This window comes from Aeromonas sp. R7-1, from assembly GCF_040908115.1.
Taxonomy (GTDB): domain Bacteria; phylum Pseudomonadota; class Gammaproteobacteria; order Enterobacterales; family Aeromonadaceae; genus Aeromonas; species Aeromonas caviae.
This window is the reverse complement of record NZ_JBFODD010000042.1, coordinates 46,033-65,406: the sequence shown is the minus strand read 5'-3', so window position 1 is coordinate 65,406 and position 19,374 is coordinate 46,033. Positions and strand designations below refer to the sequence as shown.

Sequence of the window (19,374 nt, the reverse complement as noted above, 5' to 3'; positions counted from 1 at the left end):
AGTCCTCCTACACCTTGAAATGGGCGATCAATTGCTGCTGCTTGGCGACCAGATCCGCCAGCACCTCACTGCTGCTGGCCGATTCACGCGCCTCCCGCTCGGTCTCGTAAGCCACATCCGCAATGCCGGCGACATGACGGGCAACCCCCTGACTCACGGAGATCTGTTCCTGGGCGGCATGAGCCACCTGATCCGCCATCGCCTTGATGGCGCTCATCCGCTCGGCAATGGATTGCAGTGCCTCGTCCATCACCCGGGTCTGGGCCACGCAATCCTGGGTCTGCTCCTGGCTGCGTGCCATCACGGCCACCACGTGCTTGCTGGAACTTTGCAGGTTCTCGATCATGGCCTGGATCTCCTCGGTCGAGGTCTGGGTCCGGTTCGCCAGTGCCCGCACCTCGTCCGCCACCACCGCGAAGCCGCGACCTGCGTCCCCCGCCCGGGCCGCCTCGATGGCCGCGTTCAGCGCCAGCAGGTTGGTCTGCTCGGCGATGCTGCGGATCACGTCGAGGATGCTGCCGATGTTGTTGCTGAATTCCCCCAGCTTGTGGGTGATGCCGACCGCCTCTTCCATGGCACCCGCCAGTTGTTCGGTGATCTGGCGCGTAGTCGCCACTTGTTTGCGTCCGGCGCGGGCCTCTTCATCCGCCAGGTCCACCTCGCGCTTGGTGCCATCGGTGGAACGCGCCACCTCGGTGGCACTCACCTCCAGCTCGGTGATGGCGGCAGCCACCTGATCGGTCTGGCTCTTCTGATCCTGCACCCGCGACATGGCCCGCTCGCTTATCTCGGCGGCGCGGCTCGCCTCGTCCACCAGATGGCGCGAGCCGGCATTGATCTGGGCGAGCAACTCGCCAGTCTTGTCAGCCAGGGTATTGATGGAGCGGGTCAGGCTGCCGAACTCGCAGCGGCTCTGGTAGTCGATGCGCCGGGTCATGTCACCCGTGGCCATGCGATCCAGCTCCCGATCGATGAGTTGCAGCGGACGCTGGATGCTGCGGGCCGTGGTGTAACCGATGAGGAGCGCGGCGGCCGCGGAGATGGCAGACACGATCAGGATCCAGGCGCTGGCGCTGCTGACGGCGTCATCCGCCCCGACCCGGCTCGCGCTGGCAATGCTGCCCGCCGATTTGGCCATCTCGTCCAGCAGCGCCAGGCTGTTGACCAGGCTGGTGTCGAGTTGCTGGTTCAGGGACTGCAGTGAGGCCGCCAGTTGCTGGCCATTGCGCATGGTCGCCAGCAACCCTTTCGGGCCGAGGGCCAGCTCCTGCATCCGATCGAGGTTGACGATGAAACGCTGCCTCACGTCATCGGGCACCTGCACCCGTTCGAGCCGTTTGCGTGCCATCTCGATATCCTTGCCGAGCACCTTCTCCAATTCATTGAGATCGGTCTTGGCATCGGCCCGGCGGATGTTTTTCAGATCCCGGGCAATGCCGGAGGTGATGAGTTCGGCCTTGTTGCGCATGGAGCGTTTGCTCGCAGTCTGCTGCAACAACAGGTCGGCGGCCCACTGGTAGGTATCTTCCAGCCGGATGAACGCCAGCTCCAGTTCATGGCGCCGATCGAGTGCGGCCACCCACTGGCCGTGCTGGGTCAGCACCTGATCCGCCAACCCGTAGAACTCGCGGGTCGCCCCGTCGACCTGGCGGAACCGCTCGCTCGCCTCGGCCACCCCGTCAAACCGGGCCATCTCCTTGCTCTGGGCCAGGAAACGCTCCTGCTGCGCCTTGAACTGGCTGGCCAGTTGCGGCAACTGGGCCGCCTCCTCGCTGGTTCTGTAGGTGAGCACCCAGCGGTTGCTGTCCTGCAGTGCGCCCTTGAGCCCGGCGACCGCGATCACCAGGGGGGTGGCACGATCAGAAACCTGGGAGAGCCCCTCGTTGATCCCCCGGATCTTCAAGATACTGATGAAGCCGAGCAAAACCAGCAACAACAGCATCAGCACGAAGCCGGCGATGATCCGCTGCACAATAGATAAACCCATGGAGGCATCCTCACTCGTTGGGGAAAGGGGTGAATGCCGAGGTTATCGGCAGCGGGGTGCAATGGAATAGCGGTTCGTGACGCGATGGCGGGCCAGATCACAGTTGGCGTGACATGGCAGGCAGAAAAGGGCCCGAACAGAGCCGGGCCAAAGAGACATGCTTGGTTGTCATGGCCGTGCATCGGCCACGTTTGTCATCAGAAGCGGTAGCCGACGCCGAACATGAAGGCCACCGGATCGATGGAGGTGTTGATGGTGCCCACGGCGGTGTGTACATCGGTATCGATGTCGATGAGCCAGGCGGAGGCGTTGACGAACCAGCGGTCATTGATCGCCATGTCCAGGCCCACCTGACCCGCCATCCCCCAGGAGGAGTCCACGCTCACATCCGTCCCGGCCAGGGCACCGCGCCCTTCCTCGTCGAAGAAGGTGGTGTAGTTGATACCGGCCCCCACATAGGGGCGCACCTTGCTGTTGGCATCACCGAAGTAGTACTGCGCCATCAGGGTCGGCGGCAGGTGTTTGACCTTGGCGACCTCACCCAGGCCGGCAGTCGACACCGAGTGGGAGAAGGGGGTCGCGGCCAGCAGCTCGACACCCCAGTTGTCCGTCAACATGTAGGAGAGGGTCAGGCCAAGCTGCATGTTGCTGTCGATCTCCAGCTCGCCTGTCCCCAGCACGTTGTCACTGCTGGTCTGGGGAGAGACGAACGCCAGGCCACCACGGACCAGGATGTCACCGGCCTGATGTGCCATGGCGACGGGGGAAGCAAAAGCGGCTGCGATTAACAGAGGAAGGATCTTTTTCATCACATTATTCCTTTTTTGTTTTCTTTCTATGTTGCAAGCCCGAAAACTATAAAAGGATGTGAATGGCCGGTTATTGATTTAGCTCAATAGTTATCAAGAAATAGATAGATGTACACGGCAGCTTTGATTGGGCAATCAAACCGCAGATGAAAATAAAAAGTCATTCAAATACATGATGATGCCTTAAATTACTGCATCAGCATGAAATGTAAAATACCAATTAAATACACCTTAAACATCTTCATATCACCTTTCAATTGTTGTTTAATTATGCCCCGGGGCGTATTTTATTAATGCGATGTAACCATGCTGTAATTTGAATTTTATGAAACCACAGACACGCAAAGACAAAATTCTCGGCATTCTTGCCGCCATCTGGGGGATAGGTTCCTTCCTCTTCATTCTGCTGGGTTTCCTGTTCGCCCTCGCCTTCCTGATGCTGACACACTGAGTCTGCCGGACGAGTCCCTCTTTTCTCCCTCTCATCCCTGGCCGGACGCCAGATCGGCGCACCTCGCCACCGGCCAACAAAAAAGGGGCCCTGGCCCCTTTTTCTCGAGTGACGCTTATTTCTCCAGTAGAGGAGCGAGGAAGCGCGCCGTGTGGGACTCCTTGCAACGGCTCATCTCCTCAGGCGTACCCGTCACCAGAATACGGCCACCACCAGCGCCCCCTTCCGGGCCCAGATCAACGATCCAGTCCGCGGTTTTGATGACGTCCAGGTTGTGCTCGATGATGACGATGGTGTTGCCCCGATCCCGCAGCTGGTGCAGCACCTTGAGCAACTGCTGGATATCGTGGAAGTGCAGCCCCGTTGTCGGTTCGTCCAGGATGTAGAGGGTCTGGCCGGTGTCCCGCTTGGAGAGCTCCCGCGCCAGCTTGACCCGCTGCGCCTCGCCGCCAGAGAGCGTGGTGGCGGACTGACCGAGCCGGATGTAGGAGAGGCCCACGTCCATCAGGGTCTGCAGCTTGCGCGCCACCGCCGGCACCGGATCGAAGAAGGCACGGGCATCTTCCACCGTCATCTCGAGGATTTCGTGGATGTTCTTGCCCTTGTACTTCACCTCCAGGGTCTCGCGGTTGTAGCGCTTGCCCTTGCAGACGTCGCACGGCACGTAGACGTCCGGCAGGAAGTGCATCTCCACCTTGATGACCCCGTCCCCCTGGCACGCCTCGCAGCGTCCCCCCTTCACATTGAAGGAGAAGCGGCCCGGCTGGTAGCCGCGCGAGCGCGCCTCCTGGGTGCCGGAGAGCAGCTCGCGGATCGGGGTGAACAGGCCGGTGTAGGTGGCCGGGTTGGAGCGCGGGGTGCGGCCGATGGGGCTCTGGTCGATATCCACCACCTTGTCCAGATGCTCCAGCCCCTCGACGCTGCGATAGGGCGCAGGCGTGGACTCGGTGGCCTTGTTGAGCTCGCGGTGGGCGATGCGGAACAGGGTGTCGTTGATCAGGGTCGACTTGCCGGAACCGGAGACGCCGGTGACGCAAGTCATCACTCCGATGGGCAGATCCAGGTTGACGTTGCGCAGGTTGTTGCCGCTAGCCCCTTTCAATTTCAGCCACTTGCCGGTGAGCGGGGTGCGCTCGGCCGGGATGGCGATCTGCTTGCGCCCGGAGAGGTAGTCACCGGTCAGGGACTCGGGGTTCGCGATGATCTCCTCCGGCGTCCCCTGGGCGACGATGGCACCGCCGTGCACGCCAGCCCCCGGGCCGATGTCGAGCACATGGTCGGCGAGGCGAATGGCATCCTCATCGTGCTCCACCACGATCACGGTGTTGCCGAGATCACGCAGGTGAGTCAGGGTCTTGAGCAGCCGCTCGTTGTCACGCTGATGCAGGCCGATGGAGGGCTCGTCCAGCACGTACATGACCCCCACCAGGCCAGCCCCGATCTGGCTGGCCAGCCGGATCCGCTGCGCCTCGCCACCGGAGAGGGTCTCTGCACTGCGCGACAGGCTCAGATAGTTGAGGCCGACGTTCACCAGGAAGCCGAGCCGCTCGACGATCTCCTTGAGGATCTTGTCCGCTATCTGGGCACGCTGACCGGACAGGTTCAACCCTTCGAAGAAGGCCAGGGCATCGCCGATGGACTGCTCGGCGATGGCGGGCAGGTTGCGATTGTCCACGAAAACGTGGCGGGCTTCTTCCCGCAGTCGGCTGCCACCGCAACTGGTACAGGACTTGTTGGCAATGTATTTGGCCAGCTCTTCCCGCACCGCGTTGGATTCGGTCTCCCGGTAACGGCGCTCCATGTTGTGCAAAATCCCCTCGAACGGGTGCTTGCGCACCACCACGTCGCCGCGGTCATTCATGTAGCGGAACTCGATCTCGGTGCGCCCGGAGCCGCGCAGGATCACCTCCTGGGTCTTGAGCGGCAGATCCTCCCAGGGGCTCTCCAGGTCGAACTTGTAGTGATCGGCCAGGGATTTGAGCATCTGGAAGTAGTAGAAGCTGCGCTTGTCCCAACCACGGATGGCGCCGCCGGCCAGGCTCTGGCCCGGATCATGGATGAGCTTGGCGGGATCGAAATACTGCTGCACCCCGAGACCGTCACAGGTGGGGCAGGCCCCCGCCGGGTTGTTGAAGGAGAAGATCCGGGGCTCCAGCTCCGACATGGAGTAACCGCACTCGGGGCAGGCGAAGTTGGCGGAGAAGGTCATGGGGGCAACCCCATCCTCCCCGTCCATCGGCACCACCAGCACGATGCCGCCGGAGAGAGTCAGCGCCGTTTCGAACGATTCGGCCAGGCGCAGGGCCAGGTCATCGCGCACCTTGAAGCGATCCACCACCACCTCGATGGTGTGCTTCTTGTGCAGCTCCAGGGCGGGAGGATCCGACAGATCGCACACTTCGCCGTCGATGCGGGCGCGGATGTAACCCTGGGCCGCCAGGTTCTCCAGCAGCTTGGTGTGCTCCCCCTTGCGGTTGCGCACCACGGGGGCCAGCAGCATCAGCTTGGCGCCTTCGGGCTGGGCCAGCACCTGATCCACCATCTGGCTGATGGTCTGGGCCGCGAGCGGAATGGCGTGGGTCGGGCAGCGTGGCTCCCCGACCCGGGCGAACAGCAGCCGCAGGTAGTCGTAAATCTCGGTGATGGTGCCGACGGTCGAGCGCGGGTTGTGGGAGGTGGACTTCTGCTCGATGGAGATGGCAGGCGACAGCCCCTCGATGTGGTCCACGTCCGGCTTCTCCATCAGGGAGAGGAACTGGCGGGCATAGGCGGAGAGGGACTCCACATAGCGGCGCTGCCCCTCGGCATAGAGGGTATCGAACGCCAGGGAGGATTTGCCCGAACCGGACAAGCCGGTGACCACGATCAGCTTGTCACGTGGCAGGATCAGGTTGATGTTCTTGAGGTTGTGGGTGCGGGCACCCCGGATCACGATTTTTTCCATCTTGTTGCGCGCTCGATACGGGAACCAGAGCGGGCCAGTATGGCATAGAGACTACTGGATGAATAGACAGTCTTTCCTTCCGTACCCCTTCCTCAGAGATACTCCTTGGCCCAGCTCACCGCCTGCAGCCGGTTCTTGACGTTCAGCTTCTTGAAGACGTTGTAGAGATGGGATTTGACGGTGTGTTCGCTCACGAACAGGCTGTCGGCGATCTCGGTGTTGGAGGCCCCCGTCATCAGGTGACGCACGATCTCCTGCTCGCGGGCGGTCAGCAGCGTCTGCTGACGCTGAGGTTGCCCGCTCCCCTTGCGGTAGTAGTCCACCAGGTCGCACAACAGGTGGCGCGGGATCCAGTACTCCCCCTGCAACACCTTGCGGATGCCGAAGACCAGCCTGTCCAGCGTGTCCTGACGAAAGAAGAGCCCGCTGGTATGGGGCCACATCAGCAGCAGCTCTTTGTTGGTGCTGGTCGGGGCATTGAGCAACACGGCACTGGCCTCGCCAAAGCGCTGGCAGATGATGTTGCTCCACAGCTCCTGCTGGGTCGACTTGAGGTAGTCCAGATCGATCAGCAGCAAGGTTTTGGGGGCGCCCTCTGCAACGTCTGGCAGGTCATTCAGCTCCCCCACCAGCAAGATGGGCAGACCAAGCTCTTCACTGAGGTGACGCTGGAAACGGGAGGCTTGTGCGTTATTTTCGGTGATCAGCACCAGGAGGGAGTCGGGCGTCATCAAGAGAACTTCCTTGCACATTCGAGTCGGGGCTTTTTGGCAAGGAAGAGTACCAATCCCCCTCCTGGCTGCAGCATTAAAAAAGTATTAGACGCATCGGTGGCTCCTTTGAAGCCCAGCAATTTTCCAGCCAATACAATTGGCTAGCACGCCCCCCCCATTTGGGGGGTCAAGTAGTGCCGGTGCGCACCATAACAGCTCCGCCCTCTTCACGCAGCCTGCCCCAGCCTCCTCCCCTTGCTGGTGACACCTTACCTCGGGTAAGTTACTCAGGCTGTGGCGATCCATTGACGCCACAGTGGCAGGGAAGATGTGCGCTCATGCCCGTCAACTGGTACTATGGCGGCCAAACGCTGCGGCCGATCCATGACGCCTCTGCCGGCAAGCTCCGGCGCAGCCAGGACACTGAAGAGAGATGACACCCAGCCAGGGCGCGCATCTCGTTGCAAACAAACGCATTATTGAATGGGCCCAGGCATCTGGCCTGGCCGGTATACATAAGGGTGGAAGAGAGATTATGGCCAGTCGAGGCATCAACAAAGTCATTCTGATCGGTAACCTGGGGCAAGACCCGGAAGTGCGCTACATGCCGAGCGGCGGTGCCGTGACTAACATCACCCTGGCCACCTCCGATACCTGGCGCGACAAGCAGACCGGTGAGCAGAAAGAGCGCACCGAATGGCACCGTGTCGTCTTCATGGGCAAGCTGGCCGAAGTGGCCGGCGAGTACCTGAAGAAGGGCTCCCAGGTCTATGTGGAAGGCAAGCTCCAGACCCGCAAATGGCAGGATCAGAGCGGCCAGGAGCGCTACACCACCGAGGTGCTGGTCGACAGCTTCACCGGTGTGATGCAGATGCTGGGTGGCCGTCCGCAGGGCGGTGGCCAAGGCATGGGCGGCCAGTCATCCCAGGGCAACTGGGGCCAGCCGCAACAGGCTGCACCGCAACAGAACATGCAACGTCCTGCTGCCCCGCAGCAGAACATGCAACCGCAAGGCGGTTACGGCCGTCCGGCCCAGCAGCCGCAATCCGCCCCGCCGGTCTACAACGAACCGCCGATGGATTTCGACGACGATATTCCGTTCTGATCCCCTGCGGCAGGCCCTGATTCATCAGGGCCTTTTTTTACCTGTTTCTGACGCATTCACCTCCCCCGACGACCATGTTGCTGCCACTTTCCCGCGCTTTACGTCCCCTTCGTCCAGGCTTGTGGCTATCATCGAGACGATTTCTCCCTTCGGGAACCTGCATGAACCACTTGAGCCGTCTGCTGTGCCTCGCCCTGCTGATGTTCGGCGGCCACCTTGCCGCGGAGCCGCTGCGGGTGGGAGTCAGCTTTGCCATTCCTCCCTATGTCATCAGCCACGAAGACAGGGGCATTGAACTCGATCTCATGCGAGAGGCCTTCGCAGGCAGCCCCCATGAGCTGCAGGTCGTCTATCTTCCCCTGGAGCGCACCTTCAGGATGCTGGAGGAAGGCAAGCTGGACGCCATCATCAACGTCAAACCCGGCATGCTGGAAAGCGCCTACCTCTCACAGCCGGTGATCACCTTCCACAACCGGGTCTTTACCCTGGCGCCGACTGCAGTCCACACCATGAAGGATTTGCAGACCCTGCGAGTCAGTGCCTTCCAGCGTGCACGGCAGATTCTGGGAACGACCTTCTCCGACATCGTCGACCAGAATCCCCGTTATGAAGAGGTGGCGAGGCAGGAGGGACAGGTACAGCGGCTCCTGCTCGGGCGCACCGATGCCGTGATCCTGGAACAGCGGGTGTTCTACTACTATCTGGCTCAGTTGCTCGGGGATGACCAGGAGGGCGACCGCTATCCCAAGGACAAGGTCAGACAGCACGACCTCTTCCCCCCGACTCACTACCACTTCGCCTTTCGCGAGGCGGGCCACCGACAATGGTTCGACAGACAGCTCGCCAAGATGAAGGCGGACGGGCGCTATGAGCGGATCTTTGCCGCCTATGGCACCACCTCTACTGCCGGAGACAAAAAAGCCAGCCCATGATGGACTGGCTTGATACCGGCTCCAGGGAGCCGCAGTGGATGGAGCGTTACTTCATCGCGCTGCCGTTTTTCAGCTCTGCTTTCTGACGTTTGGCTTCGCGTTTCTCTTTCAGTGACATCTGCGGTTTTTTCTTGGCATCTTTGCCGTGATGCTGTTCTTTGTTGCTCATCATCAGACTCCAAAAAGGTTACCTGGACAGTTGAAACGGGTGTTCCAGCATGTCAGCCGAATCGTGGATTTCAGTACGCCAACAGTGACGATCGGGGATCGCACTGGCCTCAGCATACTCCCAATCTTCCGCCGGGATCCAGCCTCCCGGCAGCGCCTGTCTGCCAGGCGCCCCGCGGCGTGCTCCCCCGGGAAATGACGACCGGGCGACACTTTTGGCATCCGGGGACGGATGGTCAGCCTGTCTCCGATGGATGTGTGTTAGGGTGGGCATTCAACGATCGCAGGAGCGCGTCATGAAGAAGCTGGAAATGAAGGATCTGACCGAGGCCGAGAAAGCCGAGATTGCCCTGCTGGTGCAAAAGGCCCAGGCCAATGCCGATCACACCCTGACCAACGGGGAGCGCAACAAGATCCGTGAGGCAGGACGCCAGAAGATCGCCGCCGATCGCGCCCAGGCCGCCAAGGCGGCTTCCGCACTGGCGCGGGAGAAAGCCAAAGAGCGAGCCAGTGCCCAAGTACTGCCCGACACCTTCAGCTGGTCCGATTCCGTCAGCAACAAATACCGTGGCAGACGGTAACGGCAGCATGAATGCTCGCAGATGACGCTGCTGCAAAAAAGGGGGCTGGTAGAGCGTCATGTCATCCCCCTGAAAAGGGCAGCAGGAGGCCCCTGGCAGCTGATGCACACCCGGATAAAACGCCTATCCAGCCATCACTGACTGAAACGAATACCAAGATAAAGATTGCCATGACAGGGTGTGCGTGTTCTAATCGTTTTCGATGGTTCGGTAGTTCAGACCTGATTATGTTAGGCAGTCATCTTAAAGCAGTGATTTGTGCAGGCAGTTATCCCCGATAATTCTTGCCAGATAATTCTCCTTCTTTAGTGCTCCCCATACGTATTTCTGACGAAAAATCATGGATTGCCGCTCCGGTGGCGTTTCACTAATCACTACTCAAGGAAATTATCATGTCCAAAATGACTGGTACCGTAAAATTCTTCAACGCCGAGAAAGGCTTCGGTTTCATCTCCCCGGCTGACGGCAGCAAAGACGTGTTCGTTCACTTCTCCGCCATCCAGTCCAACGGTTTCAAAACCCTGGAAGAAGGTCAGCGCGTTGAGTTCACCATTGAGCAAGGCCAGAAAGGCCCGGCTGCTGCGAACGTCGTTCCGCAGTAATTCAAGCCGGAGCACCTTCCCCTCTTTGGGCAAGGGCCTCAGCAAGAATTGAAAAAACCCGCTTCGGCGGGTTTTTTGTTGCCCGTTTCCGGGTGACCGGCGTGTTGCCCTGCTTCCCTCTCGCCACGGGGAGCAAAAAGGGCACCCTGGTGGTGCCCCATTTCCTGGTCAGGTTCCTTACAGGGGCAGGCTGATCCGCGCCTCCAGCCCCCCCTCCTGGCGATTGTGAAGGCTGAGCTCGCCGCCGTGCTGGTGCACCAGGGTGCGGGCGATGGCGAGCCCCAGTCCCACGCTGCCAGACTCGGTGTTGCGGGCTTCATCCAGGCGTACGAAGGGCTTGAACACCTCCTCCAGCTGGCTCTCCGCAATCCCCGGCCCCTGATCGCGAACCAGGATCAGCAACTCGCCGTCACCGCGCACCAGCGAGACCTCGGCCCCCCCTGCGTACTTGATGGCGTTGCCGATGAGGTTTTGCAGCACCCGGCGCAGGGTGTTGGCCCGGCAGGCGTAAACCTGCTTGCCCTCGGCCAGGCAGGTGACGGGCTGGCCCATGTCGGCATAGTCGTCACACAGGCTCTCCAGCAGGCTGACCAGATCCAGCTCCCGGGTCGCCTCCTGCTGCCCCTCCTCCCGGGCAAAGCTCAGGGTCGCCGCCAGCATCTGCTCCATCTGCTGCAGGGTCTGCTGGAAGCGCTCCTTGTCCTCCCCGTCCGCCAGAAACTCGCTGCGCAGCCGCAGGCTGGTGATGGGGGTGCGCAGGTCGTGGGAGATGGCGGCCAGCATCCGGGTTCTGTCCTGCACGAAGCGATCGAGCCGGGTGTGCATCCGGTTGAAGGCCTGGATGGACTCGCGGATCTCGGTGGGCCCCTCCTCGTGCAGGGGCTCGATGTCCTCACCACGCCCCAGCCTGTCGGCGTTGGCCGCCAGTTGCTTGAGGGGACGGGTCGCCCGGCGGAACAGCCAGATCATCAGGCCGATCACCAGGCTCGCCACCAGCAGCAGGTTGAGGGTGGTCTGCCAGGACCAGCTCGCCGTCTCCTTGTCCACCAGGGAGCTGAACTGGAGCCAGCCGCCGTTGGGCAGTTCGATGGAGCCGTAGAGCCGCATGTCCTGGGGCGGCGGCATGCCGTTGCGATCCTTCATCATGCGGTTGTGGTGCTGCCAGGCCCGGCTGCGCTGGATGTCCTGCTTCAGCTCGGCGCTGATCTCCACCGCCAGGGAGGATGGATAGCCGAGCTTGGCCCGCACCAGCTTCTCGAAGCGGGGGCTGCGGTTGTCCGGCTGCAACGGCTCGTCGGCCAGACGCAGCAGCAGGGTCTCGCTGCGGCTCGCCTTGAGGATCTCGTGATAGAGGGAAGGAGGAGAGAGGGAGAGCAGGCGCACCACGGAGATGATGCGCTGCATGGCGTTGCGGCTGTTGACGTAACCGAGGGCCTCCTCCCTGTCCGAGCGGTAGATCTGGATACTGAGCAGCTGGATCAGTACCAGCCCCGCCAGGGCCACCAGCACTATCTGGCCGGTCAACCCCTTGGGCAGCAGCCTGGCGAAGACGCGCTTGATCATGTCGGCCTCACTCCTGGGTCACGTCGGCGGCGAACAGGTAACCGCCACCCCAGATGGTCTTGATGAGCTCAGGATTCTTGGGATCCCGCTCCAGCTTGCGCCGCAGTCGGCTCACCAGGGTATCGATGGCGCGATCGAAGGCCACCGCCTCCCGGCCACGGGCCAGATCCAGCAACTGATCCCGGCTCAGCACCCGCTGGGGCCGCTCCAGAAACACCTTGAGCAGATCGAACTCGGCGGTGGAGAGGCTCATCCCCACCCCCTCCTCGTCCACCAGCTCTCGGCGATTGACGTCGAGCAGCCAGCGATCGAAGCGCAGATCCCGGGTCAAGGTCTCCGGCACGGGCAGGCTCTCCGCCTGGGTACGGCGCATCACCGCCTTGATGCGGGCCAGCAGCTCCCGCGGGTTGAACGGCTTGGAGAGGTAGTCGTCCGCCCCCATCTCCAGGCCGATGATGCGGTCCGTCTCCTCCCCCATGGCGGTCAGCATGATGATCGGCAGGCGGGATTTGACCCTGAGCTCGCGGCACAGGGTGAGGCCATCCTCCCCCGGCATCATCAGATCCAGCACCAGCAGGTCGAACTCCCGCTCATCCAGCAGCCGCTTCATCTCCTTGCCATCGCGGGCGCAACTGACGCGCATGCCATGCTGCTCCAGAAAGCGCTTGAGCAGATCGCGGATCTCGCTGTGGTCATCGACCACCAGAATATGAGGGCTGCCTTGGTTCATCATCATCTCTCCGTTATCGGGCTGGGGCGATTATACGAAAATCAACCGGGCGGGTTGTGTCAAAGTGTGCCAGCACGCCCCTGTGCCACACTCTGCTACAAAATAGGCCTCTACTGGCAAATTTCAGACACTTCCACGGTGTTTACTGGATACCAAGGCGAAAGAGCCTCTACCCGTACACATCCGACAGGAGTTACCCATGAAAAAGCTGACCAAGACCCTGCTGACCGCCACCCTGATCCTCGGCCTGCCGCTGGGCGCCTATGCCGCCAGCGAGGCGGTCTCCACCGCGCAACCGACCCAGGCCACGGCGACCGGTTGCCCCATGGACGGTACCGGCATGATGGGCGGCAAGCATCATGGCGGCCGCCACGACAAGATGGCCCGCATGAAGAACATGACCCCGGAACAGATCCAGGCCCATCTGCAACAGCGCTACGACAAGATTGAAGATCCGGCCAAGAAGGCTGAGTTCGTGAAGAACCTTGGTCTGCGTGCCGACGGCATGATCAAGCACGCCGAGGTGATGAAGCAGTTCGCAGAAGCAAACCAGTAAATCGACGTGATGAAGCCGTTTGCCGAAGCAGACCAGTAAGTCGAGATGATCAAGCAGTTCGCAGAAGCAAACCAGTAAGTCGACGTAATGAAGCGGTTTGCCGAAGCAGACCCGTGATCCGGCGGGGCCCTGCCCCGACACCGGCGAAAACGACAGGGTGGCGCAAGCCACCCTTTTTTGTCTCCACCCCCCAGTTTTTTCACCTTTTCCTGCCTGGCCGCATCATGTTATGTGAGCGATAACAAACGTTTCACTTTCGAAATAAATCATAATGGTCCCTCACACAACAGACGCGGGCACGATCCCGGGCACAGTGGACAGGAGTCGTTATGGGATGGAATCTGGGCACAATCAAGGGGCGCTATACCGCCGTTTTTCTGGGCTTCATGGCGCTGGTGTGCGCCCTGACGGTGATCGGCATCCAGATCTGGATCACCCCCGCCCTGCAAAAAGCGGGGGAGGAGAACGTGGCGCTGCGAGTCGGCGAGATAGCGACCGACATCCGTGACCAGCTCAACGGGGTCCAGACCCAGTCGCGCAGCATTACCCAACTGGTGGCACAACTGCCGAGCGAGCAGATAGATGCCCAGCTCCCGGCCCTCATCGACCAGTACGGCAACGGCATGGTCTTCGGTGGCGGCATCTGGCCCCTGCCGGACAAGCGGGAGGCGGGGCGCGCCAAGTTCAGCACCTTCTTCCACAGGGATGCGTCCAACGCCCTCATTCCCAACACCTACTGGAACTCGGCAGAGGCGCCCAACTATTTCGATCAGCCCTGGCACAAGGCTGGCCAGCAGGCGCCCCGTGGCGTCTGTGCCTGGGCCGCCGCCTACAAGGATGGCGCGAGCCAGCAGCCGAGAACCAACTGCGCCATGGGGATCTACCAGGATGGCGCCCTCTACGGGGTGTCGACCATAGACGTCACCCTGGGCTTCTTCAACGACCTGGTGGCCAAGAAAGAGCAGGAGATCGGCGGTCAGGTGATGATCATCGAGGCTGACGGCAAGATCCTGAGCCGCAACGCCCGTCTGACCGGGGATGTGGTGCTCGGCAACCTCTCCGCCCACGCTGACTATCCCTTCGCCCTCGCCATCAGCGGCCTGCTGGGCCAGGATGCGAGCAAGGGGCAGCTGCGCACCACCTTCCAGGATCAGGGTGAGGAGCAGACCCTGCTGATGGAGGCCATCGAAGGGACCCCCTGGCTGCTGGCCGCCGCCCTGCCGACCCGCACCCTGACCCAGGACAGCCGGGATGTGCTCGCCACCCTGGCGAGCATCCAGCTCCCCCTGGCGGGGCTGCTGTTCGTGCTCATGGTGCTGGCCATCAGCCAGCTTGGCAGCCGCCTGCAGACCCTCAAGCTCAACATCGACGCCCTCAGCGCCGGCGACGCCGATCTGACCGCCCGCATCCAGGTCAAAGGGCATGACGAGCTGGACAACATCGCCCTGTCGGTCAACCGCTTCATCGCCTTCCTGCAACAGATGATGGTGCAGGTGACCGCCGCCACCGACCTCATCACCCGCGAGCTGGCCCAGCTCGATCAGCAGACCGGGCAGGCCAGGCGGATCCTGGGAGAACACGCCAGCGAAACCGATCAGGTCGTCACCGCCCTCAACGAACTCAGCTCCACCGCCGACAGCGTTGCCCGCCACGCCAACGACTCCGCCAGCTTCACCGAGGCCGCCAATGGTCAGGCGGCCAGCTCCCGCAAGGTGGTGGGGTCAGCCTCCGCCAGCGTGGTGGCACTCATCGACGAGGTGGATCTCGCCGCCGCCAAGGTACTGGAGATGCAGGAAGATGCCCAGCAGATCGGCAGCGTGCTCGGGGTGATCGGCGGCATCGCCGCCCAGACCAACCTGCTGGCGCTCAACGCCGCCATCGAGGCGGCCCGGGCCGGTGAACAGGGCCGGGGCTTCGCGGTGGTGGCCGACGAGGTGCGTGCCCTCGCGGCACGCACCCAGAACAGCACCGCCGAAGTGGGCAGCATGTTGTCACGGCTCACCCAGGGGGTCGCCGAGGCCGTGGTCGCCATGGAGCAGACCAAGCGCAGTTGCCAGGCGGCGGCCGACACCACGGGGCAGGTCACCGGCGGGCTCGACACCATGGCCGACGCCGTGGTGCAAATCCACGATCTCAGCAGCCAGATCGCCACCGCTGCCGAGGAGCAGAGCCGGGTGACCGAGGAGATCAACCGCAACATGGTGAGCATTCGCGACATGCTGAACCTCCTGGTGGAGAACGGCGGCAACACGGAGCAGAGCGCCGCCACCCTGCTGGGGTCCAACCGCCAGTTGCTGGCACTGGTGCACCGCTTCAAGGTGTGAGCCTGAACACCAGGCAGCAAAAAGGGGCCCGCGGGCCCCTTTTTCATTCACCTTGCCAGGACTCAGGCCTTGTTGGCCAGGTTCAGGGTCTTCACGGTCTCGCCTTCGAACTTGATGACCACGTTCTTCTGGGCCACTTCGGAGTCTTTCAGCAGGGACTTGGTGGTCTCGGCCAGCAGCGGGGAGGCCTTGTTCAGAGCGCCCAGGTCATAGGTCCACACTTCCAGACCGGCGTCGGTCTTGGTGCTGGCCGGGGCGCCCAGCTTGTCCTTGATGGCCTGCTTGTTGGAGCCGCCTTCCTTGATGTCCAGGGCCTTCTTGATCGCTTCGTTGGAAGCGGTGTCCATGGCGTTGCCAGCCATCTCTTTGGCGGTGCTGGTGACGCTGCTGGTCACGGTGTCGGTCAGGGAATCCATCAGGCCGGCGTGGGCAACCAGAGGCAGGGCGGTCAGGGCAATCAGCAAGGACTTTTTCATGAAGATACATCTCGCAAGAATGAAAAGAGCGCGCATGAAACCAGCGGGATGAATTGGAGTCAAGAAAATCCCTTGGTCAAGCCGTATTCGGGGGGGAAAAGCCCCGTAGCGGCTCCGACCAGTGCCCTTGTCAGCCGCTGAGCTGGTCCTTGCCCGCCAGCTTGGCCCGGTAGAGCGCCCTGTCGACCCGTGCCATCAGGTGGGACACCTGCTCGTCGGGGTCGGACTCCACCAACCCGAAACTCAAGGTCACGGGCTCGATCCCCTTGACCCTGGCATGGCTCAGGCGCTGCCTCAGCTTTTCGGCCACCACCCGGGCGTCGGGCAACCGGGTATTGGGAAGCACCAGCATGAACTCGTCACCCCCCCAGCGGGCCAGCAGATCGATCTCGCGGATGCAGCCCCGGGTCAGCTGCACGATATCGATCAGAGTCTGGTCCCCCACCCCGTGGCCATGGCGATCGTTGATCTGCTTGAAGTCGTCCACGTCCATGGCGATCACGGCAAAGGGCTCCTTGAAGCGCTTGGCGCGCTCATGCTCCAGCCGCACCGCCTGCTCCAGCCGATAGCGGCTGGCCGCGCCAGTCAGGGAGTCCGTCTCCGCCAGGCGACGGTTTTCCTCCACCTGGAACTGCAAGGCCTGGTTGAGCCGCTCCAGTTCGGCGGTACGCTGCGCAACCTGCTGCTCCAGGGTGCGGTTTTGCAGCTCCAGCCGGGCGTAGAGTTCCCGCTGGGCGTGGATGTTGCGGTGTGCCCCCACCATCCTGGCGACACTGCCGTCCGGGTTGCGTGCGACGATGCGGCCACAATCCGCCACCCAGAGGTAGTCACCGTTACGACAACGGCAGCGGTATTCGGCCCGGTAGTCCGCCGCCCGCCCGCTCAGGCAGGCATCGAAGCTCTCCATGACCTGCGCCAGATCGTCCGGGTGGATCAGGTTCTCCCAGGTAAAGACGGTGTTGTCGAGGGAGTGGGGCTCATACCCCAGCATCTGATACCAGCCGGGATAGCGATGGACATAGCCGGTGTTGGCATTCCAGTCCCAGAGACCGTCGCTCACCACCTCCAGCATGCCGCTCATCACGGCCTCGTCGAGGGCCGGTAGCCTTGTCATCTCATTGTCATGCAGCATGAAAACCTTCCTTGTTCTGCTACTCGGCACCACGGTTCCGCTTGTTGACCTGGCGGGAAAACCGGGCCTGCCGGTCGAGCCTTCAAGGGGGCGACTGGCCTCGACACCCCGCCATGACGGGTTATCGGCCAGGTTGCCCTCTTGTTGAACAACAGTAGCAGCCCGCACACTTTCGAGTCTTGCGCGCCGTCACGCTCCCTTCCGTTCTTCTGCCGGCCAGATTGCACCACGGCGGTGCACACCTTTGGCGCAGCCCTGCCCATATTGGGCAAGCCTCGCTGACCAGGGTTGCGATTAATAAGCAAGTGTATGAATAAAAAGAAAAATACTTTTCTGGCGCAATATTTGCCTTTATCTGGGTGAACCACAAGGATTGGGGATATTGCATGAAATTAATCACCGCCATCATCAAGCCGTTCAAACTCGACGACGTGCGCGAAGCCATCGCCAGCCTCGGCGTCGAGGGGCTGACGGTTTCCGAGGTCAAGGGGTTTGGCCGCCAGAAGGGGCACACCGAGCTGTACCGGGGTGCCGAATACCAGGTGGATTTCCTGCCCAAGGTAAAGCTGGAGATCGCCACCCTGGCCGACAACGTCGAGCAGATCATCGAAGCCATCAGCAAGGCCGCCCACACCGGCAAGATAGGTGACGGCAAGATCTTCGTTTATGACCTGCAGGCCGCCGTGCGCATCCGCACCGGCGAGACCGACGCAGATGCCCTTTGATACGACTGGAACTGAGGAATACGACATGGAAGAGTTGATCACATCCGTCAGCGAGCTGCGCTATGCACTCGACACCTTCTACCTGCTGATCTCCGGCGTGCTGGTCATGTGGATGGCCGCCGGGTTCGCCATGCTCGAAGCTGGCCTGGTCCGCGCCAAGAACACCACCGAGATCCTGACCAAGAACATCCTGCTCTATGCCATCGCCTGCATCATGTTCCTGCTGGTCGGCTACAACATCATGTACGTGGACAACAGCGCCGGCGGCTGGCTGCCGAGCTTTGGCAGCCTGATGGGCAGCCAGGCGGACGACGCGGGCCACTCCCTGCACTCCGACTTCTTCTTCCAGGTGGTGTTCGTCGCCACCGCCACCTCCATCATCTCAGGTGCGGTGGCAGAGCGGATGAAGCTCTGGTCCTTCCTGCTGTTCTGCGTGGTGATGACCGGCTTCATCTACCCCGTGGAAGGCTACTGGAGCTGGGGCGGCGGCTTCCTGAAAGAGGCGGGCTTCTCCGACTTCGCAGGCTCCGGCATCGTCCACATGGCGGGCGCTGCCGCTGCCCTGGCCGCCGTGCTGCTGCTCGGCCCCCGTCGCGGCAAATATGGCAAGCAAGGGGAGATCTACCCCATCCCCGGCTCCAACCTGCCGCTCGCGACCCTGGGCACCCTGATCCTCTGGATGGGCTGGTTCGGCTTCAACGGTGGCTCCCAACTGGCGCTCTCCAGCGCCGCTGACGCCACCGCCATCGGCACCGTGTTCGTCAACACCAACGCCGCCGCGGCCGCCGGTGTGGTCGGCGCCCTGCTGGTCAGCAAGCTCACCTGGGGCAAGGCGGATCTCACCATGATCCTCAACGGCGCCCTCGGCGGTCTGGTCGCCATCACCGCCGACCCGGCCTCCCCCAGCCCGCTGTTCGCCAGCCTGATCGGCGCCCTGGCCGGTGCCCTGGTGGTCTACGCCATCGTCGCCTTCGATCGCCTGAAGATCGATGATCCGGTCGGTGCCATCTCGGTACACGGCGTCTGCGGCCTGTTCGGCCTGATGGTGGTGCCCTTCTCCAACACGAGCGCCACCTTCGGTGCCCAGTTGCTGGGGGCTGCCACCATCTTCGGCTGGGTCTTTGTCGTCTCCCTCGTGGTCTGGAGCCTGCTCAAGGCCACCATGGGCCTGCGGGTCAGCGAAGAGGAAGAGATGATGGGTGTGGATGTCCACGAGTGCGGCATCGATGCCTACCCCGAGTTCGTCAGCGTCAAATCCAGCATCTAAGCACGCCATCTGCTTGCGGGGCCCGGGGGACACCTCGGGCCCCGTTTTTTTGGCGGCTCGGCGCCCCTGAAGGCAGGAGGACGGTTCGAGTGATGCCACTCTGCCATGCAACCGGTGAACCCTCTGCTTTGCCCCTCCCCTTTTCAAGGGGAAGGTAGGGGTATGCCGTGCCGATTGACGGATGGGGCCATGACCCCCTCCCCGCCTCCCCCTTGGCAGGGGGAGGAGCAAGCAAGCGCCCCTGGCTGGACGAATCAAATAATCGAGGTGGCAACTACGTAGGTTCGATTAGCGAAGCGTAATCGGACA

The 19,374-nt window shown here is 62.1% G+C and carries 18 protein-coding genes; 9 read left to right on the top strand and 9 right to left on the bottom strand.

What is annotated here, in order from left to right:
- Positions 1-7: 7 nt before the first annotated feature.
- Together AB5Y51_RS11235 and AB5Y51_RS11230 are read right to left on the bottom strand one after the other, a co-directional pair.
- The gene (locus tag AB5Y51_RS11235; RefSeq protein ID WP_368178450.1) at positions 8-1,987 is read right to left on the bottom strand and encodes a methyl-accepting chemotaxis protein; all 1,980 of its coding nucleotides are present in this window, start codon (positions 1,985-1,987) and stop codon (positions 8-10) included.
- Between the two features lie 197 nt (positions 1,988-2,184).
- Positions 2,185-2,796, bottom strand: coding sequence for an OmpW family outer membrane protein (locus tag AB5Y51_RS11230; protein WP_010674216.1), 612 nt, complete (start codon positions 2,794-2,796; stop codon positions 2,185-2,187).
- Between the two features lie 325 nt (positions 2,797-3,121).
- On the opposite strand from AB5Y51_RS11230, the gene AB5Y51_RS11225 reads away from it, so the two are divergent.
- Entirely contained in the window at positions 3,122-3,247 is a 126-nt protein-coding gene (locus AB5Y51_RS11225; RefSeq protein ID WP_010674215.1) for a hypothetical protein, read from the top strand.
- Between the two features lie 115 nt (positions 3,248-3,362).
- On the opposite strand, the gene uvrA is transcribed toward AB5Y51_RS11225, so the two are convergent.
- Together uvrA and AB5Y51_RS11215 are read right to left on the bottom strand one after the other, a co-directional pair.
- Positions 3,363-6,191 (bottom strand): excinuclease ABC subunit UvrA, encoded by a 2,829-nt coding sequence (uvrA, locus tag AB5Y51_RS11220; protein WP_041211876.1) that lies wholly within the window; start codon positions 6,189-6,191, stop codon positions 3,363-3,365.
- A gap of 92 nt (positions 6,192-6,283) precedes the next feature.
- A complete protein-coding gene (locus AB5Y51_RS11215) occupies positions 6,284-6,922 on the bottom strand; it encodes a LuxR C-terminal-related transcriptional regulator (protein WP_167826474.1) in 639 nt (212 codons plus the stop codon).
- Positions 6,923-7,439: 517 nt separating this feature from the next.
- Between AB5Y51_RS11215 and AB5Y51_RS11210 the strand changes: the two genes are divergently transcribed.
- Positions 7,440-8,009, top strand: coding sequence for a single-stranded DNA-binding protein (locus AB5Y51_RS11210; protein WP_010674212.1), 570 nt, complete (start codon positions 7,440-7,442; stop codon positions 8,007-8,009).
- Positions 8,010-8,170: 161 nt separating this feature from the next.
- On the top strand, positions 8,171-8,941 hold the full coding sequence (locus AB5Y51_RS11205) for an ABC transporter substrate-binding protein (protein ID WP_041214049.1): 771 nt from the start codon (positions 8,171-8,173) through the stop codon (positions 8,939-8,941).
- A gap of 46 nt (positions 8,942-8,987) precedes the next feature.
- Here AB5Y51_RS11205 and AB5Y51_RS11200 read toward each other — a convergent pair whose 3' ends face one another.
- The gene (locus AB5Y51_RS11200) at positions 8,988-9,110 is read right to left on the bottom strand and encodes a hypothetical protein (protein WP_010675895.1); all 123 of its coding nucleotides are present in this window, start codon (positions 9,108-9,110) and stop codon (positions 8,988-8,990) included.
- 295 nt (positions 9,111-9,405) lie between these two features.
- On the opposite strand from AB5Y51_RS11200, the gene yjbD reads away from it, so the two are divergent.
- Positions 9,406-9,690: a DUF3811 domain-containing protein gene (gene yjbD / locus AB5Y51_RS11195; protein ID WP_039040119.1), complete on the top strand. Its 285-nt coding sequence runs from the start codon at positions 9,406-9,408 to the stop codon at positions 9,688-9,690.
- A gap of 392 nt (positions 9,691-10,082) precedes the next feature.
- Positions 10,083-10,292, top strand: coding sequence for a cold shock domain-containing protein (locus AB5Y51_RS11190; RefSeq protein ID WP_010675897.1), 210 nt, complete (start codon positions 10,083-10,085; stop codon positions 10,290-10,292).
- Between the two features lie 177 nt (positions 10,293-10,469).
- Here the strand turns inward: AB5Y51_RS11190 and AB5Y51_RS11185 are convergent, their stop codons facing one another.
- Together AB5Y51_RS11185 and AB5Y51_RS11180 are read right to left on the bottom strand one after the other, a co-directional pair.
- On the bottom strand, positions 10,470-11,855 hold the full coding sequence (locus AB5Y51_RS11185) for an ATP-binding protein (RefSeq protein WP_368178449.1): 1,386 nt from the start codon (positions 11,853-11,855) through the stop codon (positions 10,470-10,472).
- 7 nt (positions 11,856-11,862) lie between these two features.
- A complete protein-coding gene (locus tag AB5Y51_RS11180) occupies positions 11,863-12,585 on the bottom strand; it encodes a response regulator (RefSeq protein WP_010675899.1) in 723 nt (240 codons plus the stop codon).
- A gap of 199 nt (positions 12,586-12,784) precedes the next feature.
- On the opposite strand from AB5Y51_RS11180, the gene AB5Y51_RS11175 reads away from it, so the two are divergent.
- Together AB5Y51_RS11175 and AB5Y51_RS11170 are read left to right on the top strand one after the other, a co-directional pair.
- Positions 12,785-13,141, top strand: coding sequence for a hypothetical protein (locus AB5Y51_RS11175; RefSeq protein ID WP_010675900.1), 357 nt, complete (start codon positions 12,785-12,787; stop codon positions 13,139-13,141).
- 329 nt (positions 13,142-13,470) lie between these two features.
- Complete coding sequence (locus AB5Y51_RS11170) at positions 13,471-15,465, top strand: methyl-accepting chemotaxis protein (protein WP_039040120.1); 1,995 nt, start codon at positions 13,471-13,473, stop codon at positions 15,463-15,465.
- A 62-nt stretch (positions 15,466-15,527) separates the two neighbouring features.
- On the opposite strand, the gene AB5Y51_RS11165 is transcribed toward AB5Y51_RS11170, so the two are convergent.
- Positions 15,528-15,941, bottom strand: coding sequence for a hypothetical protein (locus AB5Y51_RS11165; RefSeq protein ID WP_268453702.1), 414 nt, complete (start codon positions 15,939-15,941; stop codon positions 15,528-15,530).
- A 130-nt stretch (positions 15,942-16,071) separates the two neighbouring features.
- Entirely contained in the window at positions 16,072-17,073 is a 1,002-nt protein-coding gene (locus AB5Y51_RS11160; RefSeq protein WP_039040121.1) for a sensor domain-containing diguanylate cyclase, read from the bottom strand.
- 386 nt (positions 17,074-17,459) lie between these two features.
- Between AB5Y51_RS11160 and glnK the strand changes: the two genes are divergently transcribed.
- Together glnK and AB5Y51_RS11150 are read left to right on the top strand one after the other, a co-directional pair.
- The gene (glnK, locus tag AB5Y51_RS11155) at positions 17,460-17,798 is read left to right on the top strand and encodes a P-II family nitrogen regulator (RefSeq protein WP_039040122.1); all 339 of its coding nucleotides are present in this window, start codon (positions 17,460-17,462) and stop codon (positions 17,796-17,798) included.
- 25 nt (positions 17,799-17,823) lie between these two features.
- Positions 17,824-19,065, top strand: a complete 1,242-nt coding sequence (locus tag AB5Y51_RS11150) for an ammonium transporter (RefSeq protein ID WP_042864817.1) — start codon at positions 17,824-17,826, stop codon at positions 19,063-19,065.
- Positions 19,066-19,374 lie beyond the last annotated feature (309 nt).